At 60.6% G+C, this 18,833-nt stretch carries 23 protein-coding genes; 20 read left to right on the top strand and 3 right to left on the bottom strand.

Annotated features, from left to right (window positions below; all coding sequences use genetic code 11):
- Positions 1-12: 12 nt before the first annotated feature.
- The 10 genes from AQS8620_RS13760 (at position 13) to AQS8620_RS13715 (ending at position 6,976) form a co-directional block, all read left to right on the top strand.
- Positions 13-567: an NnrU family protein gene (locus tag AQS8620_RS13760; RefSeq protein WP_085837579.1), complete on the top strand. Its 555-nt coding sequence runs from the start codon at positions 13-15 to the stop codon at positions 565-567.
- A gap of 4 nt (positions 568-571) precedes the next feature.
- Positions 572-778, top strand: a complete 207-nt coding sequence (locus AQS8620_RS13755; RefSeq protein ID WP_085837577.1) for a DUF1737 domain-containing protein — start codon at positions 572-574, stop codon at positions 776-778.
- A 5-nt stretch (positions 779-783) separates the two neighbouring features.
- Complete coding sequence (locus tag AQS8620_RS13750) at positions 784-1,815, top strand: MaoC family dehydratase (RefSeq protein WP_085837575.1); 1,032 nt, start codon at positions 784-786, stop codon at positions 1,813-1,815.
- Positions 1,816-2,035: 220 nt separating this feature from the next.
- Entirely contained in the window at positions 2,036-2,419 is a 384-nt protein-coding gene (sdhC, locus tag AQS8620_RS13745; protein WP_085837573.1) for a succinate dehydrogenase, cytochrome b556 subunit, read from the top strand.
- A 10-nt stretch (positions 2,420-2,429) separates the two neighbouring features.
- Positions 2,430-2,801 (top strand): succinate dehydrogenase, hydrophobic membrane anchor protein, encoded by a 372-nt coding sequence (sdhD, locus tag AQS8620_RS13740; protein WP_085837570.1) that lies wholly within the window; start codon positions 2,430-2,432, stop codon positions 2,799-2,801.
- 12 nt (positions 2,802-2,813) lie between these two features.
- Positions 2,814-4,619 (top strand): succinate dehydrogenase flavoprotein subunit, encoded by a 1,806-nt coding sequence (sdhA, locus tag AQS8620_RS13735; protein ID WP_085837568.1) that lies wholly within the window; start codon positions 2,814-2,816, stop codon positions 4,617-4,619.
- A 61-nt stretch (positions 4,620-4,680) separates the two neighbouring features.
- Positions 4,681-5,412, top strand: coding sequence for a methyltransferase domain-containing protein (locus AQS8620_RS13730; RefSeq protein WP_085837566.1), 732 nt, complete (start codon positions 4,681-4,683; stop codon positions 5,410-5,412).
- 18 nt (positions 5,413-5,430) lie between these two features.
- Positions 5,431-6,210 carry a succinate dehydrogenase iron-sulfur subunit gene (locus AQS8620_RS13725; protein ID WP_085837564.1) on the top strand — a complete coding sequence of 260 codons (780 nt, stop codon included), beginning with the start codon at positions 5,431-5,433 and terminating at the stop codon, positions 6,208-6,210.
- Positions 6,211-6,425: 215 nt separating this feature from the next.
- A complete protein-coding gene (locus AQS8620_RS13720; RefSeq protein ID WP_085837562.1) occupies positions 6,426-6,623 on the top strand; it encodes a hypothetical protein in 198 nt (65 codons plus the stop codon).
- Positions 6,624-6,739: 116 nt separating this feature from the next.
- On the top strand, positions 6,740-6,976 hold the full coding sequence (locus tag AQS8620_RS13715; protein ID WP_085837560.1) for a hypothetical protein: 237 nt from the start codon (positions 6,740-6,742) through the stop codon (positions 6,974-6,976).
- A gap of 1 nt (position 6,977) precedes the next feature.
- Here AQS8620_RS13715 and AQS8620_RS13710 read toward each other — a convergent pair whose 3' ends face one another.
- Together AQS8620_RS13710 and deoD are read right to left on the bottom strand one after the other, a co-directional pair.
- Positions 6,978-7,985, bottom strand: coding sequence for an aldo/keto reductase (locus AQS8620_RS13710; RefSeq protein ID WP_234990496.1), 1,008 nt, complete (start codon positions 7,983-7,985; stop codon positions 6,978-6,980).
- Positions 7,982-8,686: a purine-nucleoside phosphorylase gene (deoD, locus tag AQS8620_RS13705; RefSeq protein WP_085837557.1), complete on the bottom strand. Its 705-nt coding sequence runs from the start codon at positions 8,684-8,686 to the stop codon at positions 7,982-7,984. The genes AQS8620_RS13710 and deoD overlap by 4 nt, the downstream gene beginning before the upstream one ends.
- A 274-nt stretch (positions 8,687-8,960) precedes the next feature.
- Here deoD and AQS8620_RS13700 point away from each other — a divergent pair, with 274 nt between their 5' ends.
- From AQS8620_RS13700 to AQS8620_RS13665, 8 genes are read left to right on the top strand one after another with little or no spacing between them, the layout of a single operon-like run.
- Positions 8,961-10,043 carry a hypothetical protein gene (locus AQS8620_RS13700; protein ID WP_085837555.1) on the top strand — a complete coding sequence of 361 codons (1,083 nt, stop codon included), beginning with the start codon at positions 8,961-8,963 and terminating at the stop codon, positions 10,041-10,043.
- Complete coding sequence (locus AQS8620_RS13695; protein WP_085837553.1) at positions 10,040-10,246, top strand: hypothetical protein; 207 nt, start codon at positions 10,040-10,042, stop codon at positions 10,244-10,246. Before AQS8620_RS13700 ends, AQS8620_RS13695 begins: the two co-directional genes overlap by 4 nt.
- A complete protein-coding gene (locus AQS8620_RS13690; RefSeq protein WP_370737892.1) occupies positions 10,221-11,384 on the top strand; it encodes a hypothetical protein in 1,164 nt (387 codons plus the stop codon). Before AQS8620_RS13695 ends, AQS8620_RS13690 begins: the two co-directional genes overlap by 26 nt.
- A gap of 4 nt (positions 11,385-11,388) precedes the next feature.
- A complete protein-coding gene (locus tag AQS8620_RS13685) occupies positions 11,389-13,311 on the top strand; it encodes an AAA family ATPase (protein ID WP_085837551.1) in 1,923 nt (640 codons plus the stop codon).
- Positions 13,308-13,676 carry a hypothetical protein gene (locus AQS8620_RS13680; protein WP_085837549.1) on the top strand — a complete coding sequence of 123 codons (369 nt, stop codon included), beginning with the start codon at positions 13,308-13,310 and terminating at the stop codon, positions 13,674-13,676. The genes AQS8620_RS13685 and AQS8620_RS13680 overlap by 4 nt, the downstream gene beginning before the upstream one ends.
- Positions 13,673-15,139: a DUF6638 family protein gene (locus AQS8620_RS13675; RefSeq protein ID WP_085837547.1), complete on the top strand. Its 1,467-nt coding sequence runs from the start codon at positions 13,673-13,675 to the stop codon at positions 15,137-15,139. Before AQS8620_RS13680 ends, AQS8620_RS13675 begins: the two co-directional genes overlap by 4 nt.
- Positions 15,136-15,402 carry a hypothetical protein gene (locus tag AQS8620_RS13670; RefSeq protein ID WP_085837545.1) on the top strand — a complete coding sequence of 89 codons (267 nt, stop codon included), beginning with the start codon at positions 15,136-15,138 and terminating at the stop codon, positions 15,400-15,402. The genes AQS8620_RS13675 and AQS8620_RS13670 overlap by 4 nt, the downstream gene beginning before the upstream one ends.
- A 12-nt stretch (positions 15,403-15,414) precedes the next feature.
- Complete coding sequence (locus tag AQS8620_RS13665; protein ID WP_085837543.1) at positions 15,415-16,065, top strand: DUF1523 family protein; 651 nt, start codon at positions 15,415-15,417, stop codon at positions 16,063-16,065.
- 80 nt (positions 16,066-16,145) lie between these two features.
- Here AQS8620_RS13665 and AQS8620_RS13660 read toward each other — a convergent pair whose 3' ends face one another.
- A complete protein-coding gene (locus tag AQS8620_RS13660; protein ID WP_085837541.1) occupies positions 16,146-16,892 on the bottom strand; it encodes a helix-turn-helix transcriptional regulator in 747 nt (248 codons plus the stop codon).
- Positions 16,893-17,277: 385 nt separating this feature from the next.
- On the opposite strand from AQS8620_RS13660, the gene rpe reads away from it, so the two are divergent.
- Together rpe and kdsA are read left to right on the top strand one after the other, a co-directional pair.
- Entirely contained in the window at positions 17,278-17,967 is a 690-nt protein-coding gene (gene rpe, locus AQS8620_RS13655) for a ribulose-phosphate 3-epimerase (RefSeq protein WP_085837540.1), read from the top strand.
- Between the two features lie 10 nt (positions 17,968-17,977).
- Positions 17,978-18,805, top strand: coding sequence for a 3-deoxy-8-phosphooctulonate synthase (kdsA, locus tag AQS8620_RS13650; protein WP_085837614.1), 828 nt, complete (start codon positions 17,978-17,980; stop codon positions 18,803-18,805).
- The last annotated feature ends 28 nt before the right edge of the window (positions 18,806-18,833 follow it).

Genomic DNA, 18,833 nt, shown 5'->3' with positions numbered 1-18,833 from the left:
AGGGGCCTCGCTATGTTTTTACTCGCCATTGGTCTGATATTGTGGGTCTTTCCCCACCTGTCGAAAATGCTCGCCCCAAAGTTCAGAGCCCGCATGGATGAAAAACGGGGGCGGATGGCCATTGCGCTTGTCACGGTTGTGTCCCTGATCCTGATCATTGCAGGCTATCGCATCGCCCCCGTGATCGTCGTGTGGTCGCCGCCTGCCTTCCTGCAGCATCTCAACAATTTGCTGATGGTGTTCGCGGTGCTTTTGTTCGTCGCAGCGCATTCCAAAAGCCGCCTGCGGACCAAAATCCGGCATCCGATGCTGCTTGGCACGGCGATCTGGGGCTTTGCGCATTTGCTGGTGAACGGCGATCTTGCCTCGGTCATTCTGTTTGGGTTCATGCTGGTTTGGGCGCTGGTCACGATGCAGGTCACCAACGCGCGGCGCGGTCATCAAACACCCTTCGCGGGCGGGACGCTGAAGGGCGATATTCGCCTTGGTCTGATCACGCTGGTCACTTTCGTGGTGATCGTGCTTATCCACACAGCACTGGGCTATCCGCCCGTTCCGATGGGATAAAGCCATGAAAGCATACAGACTTTTGACCGAAGACGACACTTCGGCCTTTTGCCACAAAGTGTCAGAAGCCCTCTCGAAGGGCTGGGACCTCTACGGGGATCCTTCTTATGCGTTCGACGCGGCCACGCAGAAAATGCGCTGCGCACAGGCCGTTGTGAAAGAAGTTGTGGGCGTGGAGTACACGCCGGAGGTGAAGCTGGGGAGGCTTTAAACCGTATGAAGACCAATCGGGGCCGTTTTTTCGAAGATTACACGATCGGGCAGGTGATTGCGCATGCCGTGCCACGCACGGTGTCGGGCGGGGAGCGGGCGCTGTATCACGCGCTTTATCCCGCCCGTGGCGCGCTTTATTCCTCGGATGCTTTTGCGCAAAGCTGCGGGCTTGCCTGCGCGCCGATGGATGATCTGATCGCCTTTCACACCGTGTTTGGCAAAACGGTTCCCGATGTCTCGCTCAATGCGGTGGCCAATCTGGGATATGCCGAAGGGCGCTGGCTAAGGCCCGTATTTGCGGGCGACACGCTGCGCGCGGTGAGCGAAGTGATCGGCCTCAAGCAGAATTCCAACGGCAAGACAGGGGTTGTGTATGTGCGCACCCGTGGATTGAACCAGCGCGACGAGCCGGTGTTGGAATATGTGCGCTGGGTCATGGTGCGCAAAGGCAATCCGGATGCACCGGCCCCCGACACCGTGGTGCCCGACCTCGCGGGGGCAGTGCCTGCAAAGGATTTGGTCGTCCCCGAGGGGCTTGATTTCACGCGATACGATTTCAGCGAGGCAGGAGAGCCGCATCGCCTTGGCGATTACGAGCTGGGCGAACAGATCGACCATGTGGACGGTGTTACCGTCGAAGAGGTGGATCACATGTTGGCCACGCGCTTGTGGCAGAACACTGCGAAAGTCCATTTCGATGCGACCAACCGCGAGGACGGCAAGCGGTTGATCTATGGGGGCCATGTCATTTCACTGGCCCGCGCGCTAAGTTTCAACGGCCTGGCCAATGCGCAAATGATCGTGGGTCTGAATGCCGGTGCGCATGTCAGCCCGCTGTTTGCAGGGGACACAGTGCGCGCGTGGTCGCAGGTTCTCGACATTGCGCCGACCGCAGCGCCCGGTGTCGGCGCGATCCGTTTGCGGCTTGTGGCCGTCAAGCACGGCACGCCGGCGTTTTCGCTGAAAGGGGCCGATGGCAAATATGCCCAAGGGGTGCTTTTGGATCTCGATTATTGGGCCTTGATGCCGCTGTAATCCGCGAAACCGCTGATTTCCGACTAAAAAACTTAGGTAACTCTTTCTGACATTAATTTGTGATCACGGGGGTAAAAACTGTGATCACAATGCCATTTTTTGCGCCGAAACGGATGGTATTCACTTGTTGTTAGCGCTCTCAGGTGATGACTTGGACGCAGAATCCGGTAAGACCTTGGGGTAAATCCAGCGTCTTCGCGCAAGCCGAAAGGGACATGTCATGGCTGATGCCAAAACGGGGAACCGCCCGCTTTCCCCCCACCTCACGATCTATCGCAAACAGTGGACGGCGGTGACGTCGATCCTGACCCGCATCACGGGCAACGCGCTGATCGTCGCGTCGCTGATGTTCGTGTGGTGGATTTTGGCGGCCTCCTCCGGTCCCGAAAGCTTTGCAACGGCCAATGGTTTCGTCACCTCCTGGTTTGGCGATCTGGTGCTGTTCGGCTCGCTCTGGGCCGCCTGGTACCACTTTTGCGCAGGTCTGCGCCACCTTGTTTGGGATGCAGGCTACATGCTTGACGTCGAGCAGGGCGAATTGCTGGGCAAGATCGCCGTTGGTGCCTCGCTGGTGCTGACCATCCTTACCGCCATCATTCTCTGAGGTCCCTGACATGCAATATATCACTGACCGCAAACGGGCTTCGGGTCTTGGGTCCGCAAAATCGGGCACCATGCACCATTGGGGCATGATGGTGTCTGCCGTGGGTCTTGCGATCCTGCTGCCGCTGTTCGTCTTTACCTTCGGTTGCATTCTGGGCGCGCCCTATGAAGAGGTCGTCGCCTACTACAGCCGTCCGTTCCCCGCGATCGTTGCCGCGCTGACCCTGATCGTCGGCATGGTGCATTTCAAGAATGGCGCTCAGGTTGCCATCGAAGACTACGCGCGCGGCCTGACCCGTCAGGCGCTGATCCTGGCGGTGACCTTCCTGTGCTACGCCATGATCGCCACCGGCCTGTTCGGCCTCGTTCGCCTCGCGCTTTAAGGAGATCCCAAAATGGCATCTTACGAATATGAAACCCACGAATATGACGTGGTTGTTGTCGGCGCGGGCGGTTCCGGTCTGCGTGCGACCCTTGGCATGGCTGAACAGGGTCTGCGCACGGCTTGTGTGACCAAGGTCTTCCCGACCCGCTCGCACACGGTCGCCGCGCAGGGCGGCATTGCGGCGTCTTTGGGCAACATGGGTCCCGACAGCTGGCAATGGCACCTCTACGATACCGTGAAAGGGTCGGACTGGCTCGGTGACACCGACGCGATGGAATATCTCGCGCGCGAAGCCCCCAAAGCGGTTTACGAGCTCGAGCATTACGGCGTGCCCTTCTCGCGCACCGAAGAGGGCAAGATCTACCAGCGTCCCTTTGGCGGCCACACCACCGAATTCGGGGAAGGCCCGCCCGTGCAGCGCACCTGCGCGGCTGCTGACCGCACCGGCCACGCGATCCTGCACACGCTCTACGGTCAGTCGCTCAAGCATAACGCGGAATTCTACATCGAATATTTCGCCATCGATCTGATCATGTCCGAGGACGGCGTGTGTCAGGGGGTGGTGTGCTGGAAGCTCGACGATGGCACCATTCACGTGTTCACCGCCAAAATGGTGGTTCTGGCGACGGGGGGCTATGGCCGGTCCTATTTCTCGGCCACGTCGGCCCACACCTGCACCGGCGACGGCGGTGGCATGGTTGCGCGTCAGGGTCTGGCGCTGCAGGACATGGAATTCGTCCAGTTCCACCCCACGGGCATCTACGGGTCCGGCTGTCTGATCACCGAAGGTGCGCGCGGCGAAGGCGGCTATCTGACCAACTCCGAAGGCGAGCGGTTCATGGAACGCTACGCACCGACCTACAAGGACCTCGCGTCGCGCGATGTGGTTTCGCGCTGCATCACGATGGAAATTCGCGAAGGGCGTGGCGTCGGTCCCGAAAAGGATCACATGTTCCTGCATCTCGATCACCTGCCGCCCGAAGCGCTGCACGAACGCCTGCCCGGCATTTCGGAAAGCGCGCGGATTTTCGCAGGCGTTGATGTGACGAAAGAACCGATCCCGATCCTGCCCACGGTGCATTACAACATGGGCGGCATTCCGACCAACTACTGGGGCGAAGTGCTGAATCCGACTGCCAAGGATCAGGACGCTGTCGTGCCCGGTCTGATGGCCGTTGGCGAAGCGGGCTGTGCGTCGGTGCACGGGGCAAACCGCCTCGGCTCGAACTCGCTGATCGATCTCGTGGTCTTTGGCCGCGCCGCGGCGATCCGCGCCGGTGAAGTGGTCGATGCTGCGACGGCTGTGCCGAGTGCGAACAAAGCCTCCATCGACAAGGCGCTCGACCGTTTCGATGCGACCCGCTTTGCCAAAGGCACGGTGGCGACCGCCGATTTGCGTCTGGAAATGCAAAAAACCATGCAGGCCGATGCGGCCGTGTTCCGCACGGACAAAACGCTGGCCGAAGGTCTGGAGAAAATGATCTCCATCGCGGGTAAACTCGATGATGTGAAAGTCACGGACCACTCGCTGGTCTGGAACTCGGACCTCATGGAAACGCTGGAACTTGGCAACCTTATGCCCAACGCTTTGGCGACCATCGCCGGGGCCGAAGCGCGCAAGGAAAGCCGCGGGGCGCATGCCCATGAGGATTATCCCGATCGTGACGACGCCAACTGGCGCAAGCACACCATCAGCCGCGTGGATGGCAACAAGGTCGAGCTGAGCTACCGCGACGTTCACATCGATCCGCTGACCACCCAGGCCGAGGGCGGCATCGACCTCAAGCGCATCGCCCCCAAAGCCCGCGTGTATTGACCCAATGAGGGCAGGGGCGGTTGCGCCGTGCCTGCCCCTTTCCTTCGGATAGCAAAGCCAGATGGCCACAAAAGCACAGATAAAACAGACCATCAAAGAGCGGGTGTCGGTTCAGATGCAGCGCTTTGAAAAGGCTGTGGGCGGCGTCACGCCGCGTCTGTGTCCGCTGTGTGGCTACCAAGGGAACTTTACCGCTTTCGGGCATCCGCCGCGGTTTGACGCGCATTGCGCGGGGTGCGGCTCGCTTGAGCGTCACCGGCAATATGCGCTGATGATCGAACGCGACGAACCCTTTGCCGACACGGACAATGTGCTGCATTTCGCTGCCGAACATCATCTGCGCAAATTGGTAAAGCCCCGTGTCGCGACCTATGAGACGGCGGAAATTTCGCCCCGTCTCGGGCCTGATCACGTGCTGAATGTCGAGGATATCGACATGCCGGATGCGTGTTACGACAAGGTGATCATCAACCACGTGCTCGAACATGTGGATGACGACAAGGCGCTGGCGGAAATTTTCCGCATCCTCAAGCCCGGCGGTGTGGCCTTTATCACCACGCCGGTGATCGAGGGCTGGGATGCGACCTATGAAAACGAGGAGGTGGACGGCAAAGCTGCCCGCACCCTGCATTTCGGCCAAAAGGACCACGTTCGGTTCTACGGCGCTGATTTGCGCACCCGCATCATGCGCGCAGGGTTTTCCTTGCGCGAAGTTACGGCCACCGAGCCGGACGTTCACATCCACGGCCTTTTGCGCGGCGAAAAGATTTTCGTCGCAACAAAGCCCGCCTGACAACGATAGGAGAGAGACATGGTGGAATTCGCCCTCCCCAAGAACTCCAAGATCACCACCGGCAAGACATGGCCCAAGCCGGAGGGTGCGACGAATGTGCGTAAATTCCAGATTTACCGCTGGAACCCTGATGACGGCAAAAACCCGTCGGTGGACACCTATTTCATCGACATGGACAAATGCGGTCCGATGGTGCTCGACGCGCTGATCAAGATCAAAAACGAAATTGATCCCACGCTGACCTTCCGCCGTTCCTGCCGTGAAGGCATCTGTGGATCTTGCGCGATGAACATCGACGGGATCAACACGCTGGCCTGTATCTACGGCATGGACGAGATCAAGGGCGATGTGAAAATCTACCCGCTGCCCCACATGGCGGTGGTCAAGGATCTGATCCCCGATCTCACGCATTTCTATGCCCAGCATGCCTCGACCATGCCGTGGCTGGAAACCAAGACCAACCGCCCCGCAAAAGAGTGGCTGCAATCCATCGAGGATCGCAAGAAGCTTGACGGGCTCTATGAATGCGTGATGTGCGCCTGCTGTTCGACCTCCTGCCCGTCCTACTGGTGGAACGGCGACAAATACCTTGGACCGGCTGCGCTGCTTCATGCGTATCGCTGGATCATCGACAGCCGGGACGAGGCCACGGGCGAGCGTCTGGACAACCTTGAAGACCCTTTCAAACTGTACCGCTGCCACACGATCATGAACTGCGCAAAAACCTGTCCCAAGGGGCTCAACCCCGCCAAGGCGATTGCAAACATCAAACACATGATGGTCGAACGCGCGGTCTGACGCCGACGGTCCCGATCTTTGGGAACGGCCCTGCGCAGTCGCTGCGCGGGGCCGTTTTGCATTGCGCCAGAACGGGTGCCAGAACGGGTGCTAGAAGGGGGCGCCTCAACGTTGCGCTGGGCGCATGGCGGGGCTGCACCATCGGGGGATGACCCTTTGAGGCGCGCGGACTATGTCGTGCCCCATGGGAGGGCTGACAGCGCGAGGATTTCGCAATGACCGCAACAGCCACCACAAAGGTCACCCCTTTGGCCACGCCCGCCACCGCCGGGGACCGCGCATCGCCCCATGGGGCGGCCTGGCTCGACTATTATTCCCCTGACATCTCGGCAGCTGCTGCCAACAGCGGCACCAAACCCGCCGCGCGCCCCCTCGGCGCGCTGGAGGACATGTATGCCTATTACGAGGCGTGATCGCCGCGATGTCCGACACAGCTTGACTTCAGTCTAAATCGGACAAAGTCCTGATAAGACGATCAAAGCCCCGCACGGCGTGTCGGGGCTTTGGCATTTTCCCAAAGGAGGCCGCCATGCCCCTGATTGCTCTGGTTCTGGTCATCGTTGTGTTTGTCGCGATGTATGTGTTGCGCACGGGCCGTTCGCGCGATTGTCGCTGGCGGCAGGTCGGGCGCGAGGGCGACAGTTTGCACTGGCGCTGCGCGGCTTGCGGCGCCCAGTCCGACACGGGGCCGACCCTGCATGGCAAAAAGGAAAGGCCGGCAGAAATGCCGACCTTCTGTGCGCTCACGGCCACAAAGCCAAAATGACCTAGCAGTACCGCTCCGGCCCGATGGATTGCGAGTCGTTGTACCGGTCGCCGTAAGCCCAGCCTACGGGCAGGATTTCTTCGATGGCGTCGAAATCATCTTCGCTAAATTCCATCGACAGGGCGGGCAGCCATTCGTTCAGATGTTCTGGTGTCCGCGTGCCGGGGATCGGGATCAGGTTGTCGCCGGTATTAAGTACCCAGGCCAAGGCCAGCGCCGTGGTCGTCGTCCCGCGGGATTCCGCGTAGGCGTGAAAGGCCTTGATCCGCTCCAGGTTGTAGCCCCAATTCACGCCGGTAAAGCGCGGGTTCGTGCTGCGAAAATCCTTGGGTGAGAACGTGGCGGGGTCCAAAACGACCGAGCCCAGCGCACCGCGCGCGAGCGGTGAAAACGGCACAAAGGCTACGCCCAATTCGTCGCAGGTCTGCAAGATCCCGAGTTCCGGAAGACGTGTCCACAGCGAATATTCGTTCTGCACGGCGCGCACGGGCGCGACCGCATGCGCCCGGCGGATGGTCGAGGGCGCGACCTCGGACAGGCCATAGCCGTCGATCAGACCCTCTTGGATGAAACCCGCCATGGTTTCGGCCAGCGTTTCGATTTCGATACTCTGGTCGCGGCGGTGCGCGTAGAACAGCTCGACCTTCGAGCGGTTCAGCTTGGTCAGCGAGCTTTCCAGTTCCGAGCGCAGGTGGTCGGCGTCGTTGGAAAATTTGCGCGGCGGTCCGGGGATGATCGAGGCCTTGGTGGCCAGGGTGATGCCGGGATCGCCCACTTCACGAAAATAGCGCCCGATGATGCTTTCCGAGCGGCCCATGCCGTAGATATTGGCCGTGTCCCAGAAATCGATGCCGGCCTCGACCGCCGCCTGCAGGGTCGTGAGCGACACCTCGTCGTCCGCGGCGCCGAAGAAACCGGCAAAGCTCATGGCGCCAAAGCCGATGGCACCGACCATCGGGCCGTCTGTTCCAAGCTGGCGTTGGGGCATATTTGGGTTTGATAGGGTCATGCGAAGGCTGCCTCCAGTGCGATTTCGACCATGTCGCCAAAGCTGCGTTCGCGATCTTCGCTGGGCAGGGCGTCGCCGGTCAGTAGGTGATCGGAAACGGTCAGAACTGCCAGCGCGCGACAGCCGTGTCGCGCCGCGAGCGTGTAGAGTTCCGCCGCCTCCATTTCCACGCCAAGAATGCCGTGGCGTGTCATTTGTTCCGTCAAATCGGGGCGTTCGTCGTAAAAGACGTCCGAGGAATAGATGCCGCCGACATGGGTCGGCGTGCCCTTGGCGCGGGCGGAGGCCACGGCGGCTTCCAACAGGCTGTAGTCCGCGCAGGGGGCGAAATTCAGCTCGCGCATGATGCCGCGTGAGGGGGTCGAAAGCGTGGTGGCGGTCATGGCGATAATCACGTCGCGCAGGTTCACCGAGGTCTGCATCGCGCCGCACGAGCCGATGCGGATCAGCGTTTTTGCGCCATAGGTCGCGATCAATTCATTGGCATAGATCGACAGGGAGGGCATCCCCATGCCCGATCCGTGGATCGTGACGCGGTTGCCTTTATAGTCGCCGGTAAAGCCGAACATGCCGCGCACTTCGTTCACCAGCTTGGGTTTGTCGAGAAACGTCTCAGCGGCCCATTTGGCGCGGTAGGGATCGCCCGGCATCAGGACGGTTTCGGCAATATCGCCGATTTTTGCGGAAATATGGGGGGTCATGCGGGATCTCCGGCATTTGAGTTCGCGCGCATTAGGGCAGCGCAGGCGCACGGGCGCAACCCCCGAGCCGCGCAAGCGTGGGGTAAGGGGCACATTTTCCCCCGCGCACGCCGCTTTGCCTGTTCGGACCACGGGCCGTCTGGGCAGGATGGTCGCGGGGTGGTAGTCTGAATGGGTAAAGCGCAAGCTGGGCGTGAATTTCGTGATGGTGCCTCTTTTCAAGGGGGTAGCCCGCCCCCAGATAAGTAAAAAGTATTAACATTCGGAGAGTGAAATGGCCGATTTCGATGCGCAGATCCGCGAGAGCGAAGCGGAGATTTTTCGCACCCAATCCAAAATCAGTGAAGTGACCAGCGGCATCGAACGCGCGCGCTCCAAGGCAGAAGCGGGGGATGTGACGGGCGTTGATATTGAAACCGCAACGCTGGATGACGTGCACGCCCACACGGAGGCGATGAACGCCAATATCGCCGAGCTGATCATGGGGCTGGACGATGTGACGGCCGGGTTTTCCAAAGATTTCGACGAGATGCGCACGAAAACCGGCTTTGAGAAATTCGTCGGGGTCTTTGCGCGCGGCAAATCCGAAGCCATGCGACAAGAGCGGCTGCGGACCGCCTCCATCGACGATAAATTGCAGGATTTGATCGCAAAATCCGACACGATCGTGGCATTGCTGCAAAGCCAGCTCGATGTGCTTGAGGACGAGCGCGCGAAGGTCGAGGCAAACCTTGTCGAGACGTTGGATGCGCGGGAGGCCACTGTTGCGACCCTTGAGGGGCTGCGCGGTGAAATTCTGGCGCTTGATCCCAAGATCATCGCCCTTGAGAACAAGATTTCGGTGGAACAGGACGCCGCCAAGCGGACCAAACTGGAAACAGAACTGGCGGCGCTTAACAGCAGCTACAACGAAAAAGTGCAGGCCGAGCAGGTGATGCTTGCCAAAAGCCAGACCTTGGAACGCTATATCGAAAAGGGCAAAACCTGGGTCGACAGTCTGCAAAATCAGGCCGCGACCCAGATGGTGTTGATCAACAAGCTGTCCACGGACACAAAACAGCGTGTGGTGCTTTATGACGCGCTGACCAAATCGCTCAAAACGGCGCAACAACAGGATGTTGCGCACCGGATCAATGAAATCGGCGTGAAAACCGACCAGGAGGCGCAGACGGCGATGGCGGCGATTGGATCGGCAACCAACAGCAAGATGGCCGATATGCTCGAAGCCCACGGCGACCACATGGTGTTCGCGCGCAAGGTTCTGGAACAAAAGGCAAAAGCAGACGAACGCTTTGCACGACGTTTTGAGAAAATCGTCGAGAAACACGACAAGAACCTCTACGGGCAAGCGGAATGATCGCCCGCGCCCCCCTGTTGGTGCGCTGGGTCGTGCTGGCGCTGGTGGTCAGTGTTTTTGCCGCTGTGTTGGCGGTGGCCAGCATCGCCCTTGGCGTCCCCTTGGGGGGGCTGTCCAGCCTTGTGCTAGGGGTGATCGTGGGCCTGTCGGTGATGCAGGGGATGCGTTGGCTCAAGCTTGGAAAGTACCGCGACCGTGCTTGAGGTGTCCGATCTGACGCGCGACCATGTGGATCTTTCCGACGGGTTCGCGGCGCGGCGCTATTTTGCCAAATTCGCCGCGATCACCGACCATCTGGCGCGGGTGACGCAGGTTCTGGCGCAAGAAGCGCTGCTGTCAACTCCGGAGGAAACGGTCGTATCGACCTATGTGCGCGCGGTGGCGAAAACCTTTGATGCTTTGGGGTTGAAATACCTGCTGACGGGGCGCGACACGGGGGTGTTTTTCGGCTCGCTGGCCTTTGACAACCACGAAAGCGGCTTTCCGGTCCATCGCGAGATCATGCAGATGGCCTCCGACGCCTCGCAGGCGGGCAAGCATCTGGCAGGGATGCCGGATGTTGCCACGCTCAAGGATCGGATGCTGCGCGAGATCATTGGCAATCTCAGTCTGCCGACAAAGCTGCAATTCGCGCTCTCGCAACGGCTCTACTATGAGGCGCTCCAGAGCGGTGGGTTGTTTGGCGTGCAGAACGATCCGCTGGCGATCTGGCTTGAGACCACGGGCGAGGACCCCAAGGCCGCGCGGCGCAGTTATCTGGTGCATTGGGCGGTCTACGACAGCCAGATCAACCTGCCGGTGGTGTATCTGCTGGAACTGGAAGACACGGGGCGGGTGGCCCTGGCCGCGGATGATACGCGCTGGCCGGAGGTGCAACGGCATTTGATGGCACAGGCTTTGGGCGGGTTGAAATTGCTGACCATCGCGCGCGGCTTTGACCGTGATTTCGACGATCTGCATCCCAAGCGGCTCAAGCGTATCCACCTCGGACCGATGTATTCGCAGGCCTACACCCGGCAATCGGGCCCGATCCAGAGCGTGCTTGACGCGGCCCGGGCGCCGGAGGGGCAGGATTGGGCATTGGCGCTGACCTTTGAGGAATTGCGTTCTGAACGCGTCGAGGAAGAGCGCAAGGGGTGGTTTGGCTCCGTCGAGCGCGAAGTGTTCGCCCTTGACCCCTTTGCAGGGCGCGGGGCCGAAACGGGTGCCACGTTGATGAGCCGTGCCTTGGTCCTGCCCGAGCGCCCTTATCAGGCGCTTGTCGATCTGGACCCGCCGGGTTTCCACGATGTGCGCAAATTCGTCGTCAGCCCGCAGGGGCAGGTTTTGAGTTACAGGTGACAAGATGAGTGTGAACGACCGCATGGAACTGCGCGAAGAGGTGATCCGCGCCCATTACGCCACCGCTTTGAACCTGCTGGAAGGCTTCGAGCACGCGCCGCGTTCGGGCAGCTCAACCGCTACGCCCGTCACGCGCTCTGACGGGGTGACCACCGGCGCGCGGCGCTTTCGCGCGACCACGCCGGGCTTGGTGACGCAGCGCTCGGCGCGCGCGCAGGGGGTGCATGTCATCGCGCGGATCGAAGCGCTTGACGGCGATGCCTTGCTCAGCCCGCAGGCCGCAGGCGTGTTGCAGGCACTGCGCCGCAGCCTTGCCATTGCGATGGCCGTGGGCGACAGCGTGGCGCAAGCCACCGGTCTTGACGCTTTGAAGGCTGAAAACCTTGCCGGACGGGTGCCGCCAACGCGCAAATCCGAATTTAGCGACCTTTTGAGCGTCGAAGCATTGGCGGTGCTTTACAGTTTTGCCAATGCGACGGCTTTCCTGCTCGCCCCCTCGGCGCGTGATGCGCTGGACACCGTGCCAGAGATCGACGAACTGCTCGTCGACAATGCCCCGCTGGCGTTGCAGGGCGCGCTTTGGGCTTTGGACCAGACTTTGGACGGTGTCGCGGAGGGGCGTTTGGCGGACATGGTTCTGGCCTTTTGCGAGGCGCTGATGACGCGCGTGGCGGCGCGCGGGCAGGGCGCTGCGCGCATCGCGGCCTTTCGCGATCTGCGCCTGCATGTGGCTGCGGATGATCTGGCGATTGACGGGTTTACCCCTGCGCGCAAGGGGCGCGGCACACCGCTGACCATGGCGTTCAAAAAGCCCGATGAGGTCATCGGGAACCACATCGCAAAACATCAGGCGATGCGGCTGGCAAAAATGCTGATGGCCTATGACTTCGAGCAAAAATTGAACCCTTTCGCCGAACTTGGCGGCTTTATTTTCACCTTCATGGGGGATGGCGCGCCGGGCACCGGCAAGACCACCCTGATCCAGATGATGGCCGGTTTGATGGCGGGCTATTGCGATAACGCGGGCTATCCCTTTGTCTATCGCAACTTTTCGGTGGATCAAATCGACAGCTATCAGGGCAAGTCGGGCCAGAACGCGCGGGCTTTTGTGAACACGGTGCTCGACCCGAGCGTGATCGGCTTTGGCACGATTGACGACATCGACCAGATCGCCGGCAAGCGGGGCGACCGCCAATCCAGCGCCGGCCAGCAGGAAGTCACAGCGGTCTTCATGGAAGCCTTTGCCGGTGCCAACACGGTTGTGCGCGGCAATTGCACCTTCGGGATGTTTTCCAACTTTCCCGAAAATGTCGATGATGCGCTGCGCCAGCGCGCGGGCGCGCGGTTTTTGGTGGATGGCCCGCAAAGCCGGGCGGATTACATCGACATTCTGGCGCTGCTGCTGGGCAAAAATCACGACATTCCACTGGGCCAGCACGATCTGAATGCGGCGCAGGTAATCCAGCGCGCCGTGGCCCAAAGCTACGAGGCGCATGCCCTTCCCAAAGAGGCCGGCTTGCGCGCGGTTTGGGATCAGGTCGTGGCCGACATCGGCCCGCTCGACACGCTTGCCAAACTGGGCAGCTACCTCAAGGCGATCCAGTTGCGCGACCCGCGCTTTACGGGGCGGGCGGTGAAAAACATCACCGATGCGGTGAAGGTGCGCGCGATGGATGTCGAGCTGCCCGACGCGTGGATGGAGGCCCCCGCACAGTTTTTGCACCGCAGCTATGATGAAAAGCTCGGGCTGATCCGCGAACTGGTGCAGCCGATCACCGTCGAGATGGTGGTGCAGGAAATCAACCGCTACGCTGACAGCGAAATGCGCTACGCTGACAAAAGCGACACGGCGGCCATTGAGGCAATGGTGCGCGATCTCGAGCGCAGCGATGCGGCGCGCAGGATTTATGCGGAGGGCAAAGGGTGAGCGCAGTTCTGTTGGAAATTGTCCTGCCCATCGCGGTGCTTGCGGTTTTGGCCGCGGTCCTGCCACTGGTGCTGATGCCCCGATCGAACCGCTCGCAAGCCGTTCTGCGCCACACGGCACTGATCACGGGAGTGATCCTGCTTTTGGTGTCGGGGCTGATTTTTGTGGTGCTGCATCTGGCCGCCGGACAGCCGGTTCTGGGGGCGTTCCAAGTCGCGCCCTTGCCCACGGTTTGGTATTTTTTGCGCATGGGCCTGCTGTCTGCGATTGTCTGGGCGCCGGTTTTGGCGCTGGGCTGGTACGGGCTGGCCCAGCGGATCGAACAGCTCAAACATCTCGACCAGATGCGCGAGGATGACCGATGAGGCTGTTGATCGAACGCGGGCTGATGTTTGGCGGGCTGGTCGTGGTTGACAGCCCCGCCCTGATCGAGCGCTACAATCGTGCGCTTGAGCGGCTGACGGGACGGCGCACGCAACTGAGCGATTTTCACGTTGATCTGGCGGGCTATTCCCCCGAAATCGCCGATGAATTGGAGGCCCCCGACTATCTGGATCGCGCGGGCGCAAACCGCCGGTTCATTTTGCTGTCGACCGCGCAAAAGCACAGCCCGCTGTTGCGCGAAAAGTTTTCCGTGATGCGTGATCTGATCCGGCGTTTTATCACCGACAACGAGGCGGCGCTTTTTGCGCTCACCGCGCGCGATGCTGTCGCGGGTGAGGTCGTCAGCTCGGTGGTGGATCTGTCCAGCCCCGCCCGGGTGCTCGATATTCACAGCCTGTCGATCGAGGCCGATACAACCAACAGCCGCGTGGCCGATGCGCGCAAGCTTGAGGCCAGGATCACCGAATTTCGCACCCGCGAGGACGGTTGGTACGACGACGTTTTGATTGCGCAGATGATCGATCTGGCCCGTTCGACGGGCGATGTGACGCGCAATCCGGTGACCTTGTCGCGGCTTGATGCACGCGAAGAAAGCTTTTGGACGTCGCATTTTGGCGGGCTTTACGTGTTGCGCGATGTCGCGGCACCGGCAGTGATCCGCGGGGGCGCGGCCTTGGAGGGCGATTTGCCCTTGCCGGTGATCGACATTGCCGCGCGCAATGCGGTGGCACGGTTTTTGACCGACAATAGTTTGGTCGAGCCGGTGGTGCGCGCCCGTGGCACGCAGGGCGCAACGTTTCTGGCGCAGAAACTGGATTTCATGGTGGTCGAGGCGGCAAGCGCGGCCGGCGTGTCGATTGGCACCGGCACGCCACGCGCCCTGCGTGATGCAGCCCAGCAGTTGGGGCCAGCTCTGCCCGAAGCGGCGCAGGGGCTTGGGGCGTTGTTGCGATGGTCGCAAGAGGGCGGAAGCTGGCCTGCGCTGTCGTCCCAGCATCCGGCATATTTTTACACCCTGCGCGCAGCGGCAGAGCATCCGCTGGCACCTTTGGTGAACCGGTTGCTGGCCGAGCTGTGCCCCGCAGACCCCGTTCAGGCCTTTTTGTGGAACAAGCCGCAGTTTTACGCAACCTACGCCCGGTGGGCGGAGCCGATGCAGGCCTTTGTGGCGGATTGGCTTGCGGCGCAGTACCTGCCAGACAAAGCTGCCTTTCGCACCGCTCGTTTTGTCACGCGCGACGCGGCACTATCGGGGGCAAGCGCGGCAGTGCGCCGCGTGGCCAAGGCGGCGCCGGTCCCGCCACCGCCACCCCTGCCGTCAGCGTCACCGACCAAGCCACTGGCAAGCCCCTGGGGCTCTGCAAAGCCAACGGGGGCGCCCAAAGCGCCTGATATCATCGACCTCGTGGGCCCTTGGGGCGCGGTGCAAAGGAGAGAGGAATGATTGCGTTTTTTCGATTGGCGGTGTTTGGCTTGATCGGGCTGAGCGTGCTCTATGGGCTGGTGCTGATTTATGCGCGCTCTGTGAGGCGCGAGAAGCTGGAAAAAGACTGGCTGCGGGAGGGATCAATCGGCGCGCAGGAGGACTATGTGTCCCAAGGACTGGCCGAATACCGCAGGTCTTTCGCCAAGAAATTGATTTTGCTTGTTTATATTGTGCCGATTGTGACGGTCGGCCTTGTGCTGTATGTCGTGAATTTTAGCTGAAGGGGCGTTTGAATGCGTTACGTCAAATGGGGACTCGGGGTCATTCTGGCCATCATCGTGTTTGGGTTTTTGCACTACACCCTGCCACAGCACGACATCGTGCGGATCGTCAGTTCCGAAAACCGCCGGATTGATTTCGGTGAGAACTCGATCTTCTGGGCTGCGCCGGATTCGGGCAATGCCACTGCGGCGAACCGCGATGTGTTCTTCATCAACACGGTCAAACCCAATGGCAAACCGATGGTCTATCGCAATGAAGATACGGGCTGGGGCTGGCCACCCTATTTCAAGTTCGACACATCCAACCTGCAAGCGCAGGCCAATGATCTGACCTCGACCTCGGCCAATCCGCAGTGGGTGTCCGTCACCCATTACGGCTGGCGCAACGAGCTACTGTCGATTTTCCCCAATGCGGTGGGGGTCAAAGCGGTCGCAGGTCCCGATGACACCTCTTTTCCCTGGGTGAACACGGTGATCTTGCTGTTCCTGCTGGTGCTTGTGCTTTTGATCTGGCGGATGATCGCGCAGTTTCGCGAGCGCACGATTGATCCGCTGCTCGAGGATGTCGATGACGCCTGGGACGACAGCCGCACCGCGGCGCGCGGCAAATGGCGCAGGTTCAAAGGCTGGCTGGGCACCTGGAAAGGCAAGCCGCGCAATTGAGCTGCGGACAGTGACGCCTGTGCGCGACCACTTGAAAGACGCCCCTGTTTTGGGGGCGTCTTTTTTCGTGCGGGTCCGCTTTATTCGGGCTGTACAACGCCCTTTTGGTTGGTGACGCGATACTGGCGCGGCGTCATGCCGAAATGGTCGCGAAACAGTCGGTGAAAATGGCTCATGTTTGCGATCCCGACGTCTTGCGCAATTTCCGCAAGCCCATCGGCCGTGCCCGCCAATTGCCGCGCGGCATAGGCCATGCGGTGATCGTTGATGTAATCCGAAGGTGTTTTTCCGAGGAATTTCTGGACCGTGCGGCTGACATGGGCGTGGGCCTTGCCCGTGCTGCGGGCAAAACCGGCGGCGCCGTCGCGAAATACCTCCGGGCGCCGCGCGGCAAGACAGGCCTGCGCGAGCCAGTCGGGCGCATCCGCAGGCAGCTCGACCGGCTCGGCGCTCAAGTCGTTGAGAAGCGGCAGCAAAAAGGCTTCGATCTGCAGCTTGGTGCGCGCCCCGCGCTCCAGAACCGTGGCGCGCTGCGCCAGGTCGATACGGGCGCGGGCGTCGAAATGAACCTGCTGTGGAAAGGGGTTTTCTTTGCCAAAATAGCGCTCGCCAAGGCCATATCGCTTTTCAAGCCGATCAACGAGCGCGGATTGAATCACGATGTTGACGACGTGAGTCTCTTCCCCGACGCCTTGAAGCCCGTGCAGGTCATGCGGGCGCACGAAGACGCAATCCCCTTCGTTCAAAAGAATTTTCTCGCCATTGATATAGTGGCGGGCGCGCCCGTTGGTGAGCCAGAAAATTTCGTAAAAATCGTGCGCATGCATGGCTTTAGGCACTGAACGTGACAAAAGAGTGCGCGAGAAATGGAAGCTGTCTGACTTGTTCAGAATGTCAGCGGACTGAAGCGTCAGTGTGTTCATATGCAACCCGAAAACCTGTTAAAAGTGGAACCTATGCGCCACGACATCACACTGTGTTGCTTGACGCATGGTTAACAATATACGCACGTTCAGGTTGATTGTCGCTCGCAAAGTGACATCGCACAGCCTTTTGGTGCAAAATCGCGTGCAGAGTTGAGCAGAGCGGCGGCAGGGCCGCGCGGCGGCGTTCTGAACGCGGTGTGGTGACAGCGCGCCGCAAACCGGATAGGCCTGCGCGCAGGACATAATATCGGGCCTTGGGTGCAAGGCCATAAGACGGGATACGCCGATGCCGCAGACTGTTTTTGAGCGCAACGTAAAGATCGCCCCTTCCATTCTATCCGCAGATTTCGCCAATTTCGGCGCGGAAATTCGCGCGATCGAGGCGCAGGGCTGTGATTGGGTGCATGTCGATGTGATGGACGGGCATTTCGTGCCCAACCTCACCTTTGGCCCGCAGACCTGCAAGGCGATCCGCCCGCATATCAAAACGGTCATGGACGTGCACCTGATGATCGCCCCCGTCGATCCCTATATCGAAGCCTTCGCCGAGGCCGGGGCCGATTTCATTTCAGCCCATGTCGAATCCGGCCCCCATGTGCACCGCACGATGCAGGCCATTCGCGGCTGCGGTGTCAAAGCGGGCATCGCGTTGAACCCCGCGACGCCTGTGGAGGCGGTGGAATATCTGCTCGACATGGTCGATCTGGTCAATGTGATGACGGTGAACCCGGGATTTGGCGGGCAGAAACTGATCCAGAGCCAGATTGCCAAGGTCGAACGCCTGCGGGCGATGATCGGCGATCGCCCCATCCATATCGAAATCGACGGCGGTGTCGATCCGACCACCATCCCGCTGGTGCGCGCGGCCGGGGCGGATGTTTTCGTTGCCGGTTCTGCCGTGTTCAAAGGCGGCTCGGTTGACCAGCCCGAAGTCTATGGCGACAACATGCGCAAGCTGCGCGCCGCTGCTGAATAAGGAGAAAACCATGACTATTCAGAAAACCGTCCAGATCGGTGATTTGTCGATTTCCAACGATCTGCCTTTTTCGATCATTTGCGGCCCGTGCCAGCTGGAAAGCCTCGATCACGCACGCATGTTGGCCGAACGCATCGCCGAGGCCTGCGCGGCAACGGGGACCGGCTTTATTTTCAAAGGGTCCTACGACAAGGCCAACCGGTCTTCCTTGCAAGGCAAACGTGGCCTGGGTGCCGACAAGGGGCTCGAAATCCTGTCGAAAATCAAAGACGAATTCGGCGTGCCGGTGATCACGGATGTGCATGAGCCGTCCCATTGCGCGATGGCGGCGGAATTTGTCGATATCCTGCAAATCCCCGCTTTCCTGTGCCGCCAGACCGATCTGTTGCTGGCAGCGGGTGAAACCGGCCTTGCGATCAACGTGAAAAAGGGCCAGTTTCTGGCCCCTTGGGACATGCAGAACGTGGCGGCGAAAGTGGCCTCGACCGGCAACGAGCGGATCATGCTGTGCGAGCGCGGGACCTCCTTTGGCTACAACACTTTGGTAAGCGATTTTCGTGGTTTGCCGACGATGGCCGAGACGGGCTATCCGGTGGTCTTTGATGCGACCCATTCGGTCCAGCAACCCGGTGGCAATGGCACTTCGACAGGGGGCGATCGTCGCATGGTGCCGCCTCTGGCACGCGCGGCAGTGGCCGTTGGCGTCGCGGCGCTGTTCATCGAGACGCATGAAGACCCTGATAACGCGCCGTCCGACGGGCCGAACATGGTGCGGATCGAAGACCTGCAGCCCCTGCTTGCCAAACTGCGCGCGATCGACACGATCCAGAAGGGCTAAGTCCTTTTGAAAACGGCCTTTCCTGCGG

The sequence above is a fragment of the Aquimixticola soesokkakensis genome (assembly GCF_900172375.1).
Lineage (GTDB): Bacteria > Pseudomonadota > Alphaproteobacteria > Rhodobacterales > Rhodobacteraceae > Aquimixticola > Aquimixticola soesokkakensis.
This window is presented reverse-complemented; position numbering and strand designations above follow the sequence as displayed.

Excerpts from the sequence above, each read along its gene's own strand:
- AQS8620_RS13760 (WP_085837579.1), top strand. The coding sequence starts at position 13 with ATGTTTTTACTCGCCATTGGTCTGATATTGTGGGTCTTTCCCCACCTG.
- AQS8620_RS13755 (WP_085837577.1), top strand. The coding sequence starts at position 572 with ATGAAAGCATACAGACTTTTGACCGAAGACGACACTTCGGCCTTTTGC.
- AQS8620_RS13750 (WP_085837575.1), top strand. The coding sequence starts at position 784 with ATGAAGACCAATCGGGGCCGTTTTTTCGAAGATTACACGATCGGGCAG.
- sdhC (WP_085837573.1), top strand. The coding sequence starts at position 2,036 with ATGGCTGATGCCAAAACGGGGAACCGCCCGCTTTCCCCCCACCTCACG.
- sdhD (WP_085837570.1), top strand. The coding sequence starts at position 2,430 with ATGCAATATATCACTGACCGCAAACGGGCTTCGGGTCTTGGGTCCGCA.
- sdhA (WP_085837568.1), top strand. The coding sequence starts at position 2,814 with ATGGCATCTTACGAATATGAAACCCACGAATATGACGTGGTTGTTGTC.
- AQS8620_RS13730 (WP_085837566.1), top strand. The coding sequence starts at position 4,681 with ATGGCCACAAAAGCACAGATAAAACAGACCATCAAAGAGCGGGTGTCG.
- AQS8620_RS13725 (WP_085837564.1), top strand. The coding sequence starts at position 5,431 with ATGGTGGAATTCGCCCTCCCCAAGAACTCCAAGATCACCACCGGCAAG.
- AQS8620_RS13720 (WP_085837562.1), top strand. The coding sequence starts at position 6,426 with ATGACCGCAACAGCCACCACAAAGGTCACCCCTTTGGCCACGCCCGCC.
- AQS8620_RS13715 (WP_085837560.1), top strand. The coding sequence starts at position 6,740 with ATGCCCCTGATTGCTCTGGTTCTGGTCATCGTTGTGTTTGTCGCGATG.
- AQS8620_RS13710 (WP_234990496.1), bottom strand. The coding sequence starts at position 7,985 with ATGACCCTATCAAACCCAAATATGCCCCAACGCCAGCTTGGAACAGAC.
- deoD (WP_085837557.1), bottom strand. The coding sequence starts at position 8,686 with ATGACCCCCCATATTTCCGCAAAAATCGGCGATATTGCCGAAACCGTC.
- AQS8620_RS13700 (WP_085837555.1), top strand. The coding sequence starts at position 8,961 with ATGGCCGATTTCGATGCGCAGATCCGCGAGAGCGAAGCGGAGATTTTT.
- AQS8620_RS13695 (WP_085837553.1), top strand. The coding sequence starts at position 10,040 with ATGATCGCCCGCGCCCCCCTGTTGGTGCGCTGGGTCGTGCTGGCGCTG.
- AQS8620_RS13685 (WP_085837551.1), top strand. The coding sequence starts at position 11,389 with ATGAGTGTGAACGACCGCATGGAACTGCGCGAAGAGGTGATCCGCGCC.
- AQS8620_RS13675 (WP_085837547.1), top strand. The coding sequence starts at position 13,673 with ATGAGGCTGTTGATCGAACGCGGGCTGATGTTTGGCGGGCTGGTCGTG.
- AQS8620_RS13670 (WP_085837545.1), top strand. The coding sequence starts at position 15,136 with ATGATTGCGTTTTTTCGATTGGCGGTGTTTGGCTTGATCGGGCTGAGC.
- AQS8620_RS13665 (WP_085837543.1), top strand. The coding sequence starts at position 15,415 with ATGCGTTACGTCAAATGGGGACTCGGGGTCATTCTGGCCATCATCGTG.
- AQS8620_RS13660 (WP_085837541.1), bottom strand. The coding sequence starts at position 16,892 with ATGCATGCGCACGATTTTTACGAAATTTTCTGGCTCACCAACGGGCGC.
- rpe (WP_085837540.1), top strand. The coding sequence starts at position 17,278 with ATGCCGCAGACTGTTTTTGAGCGCAACGTAAAGATCGCCCCTTCCATT.
- kdsA (WP_085837614.1), top strand. The coding sequence starts at position 17,978 with ATGACTATTCAGAAAACCGTCCAGATCGGTGATTTGTCGATTTCCAAC.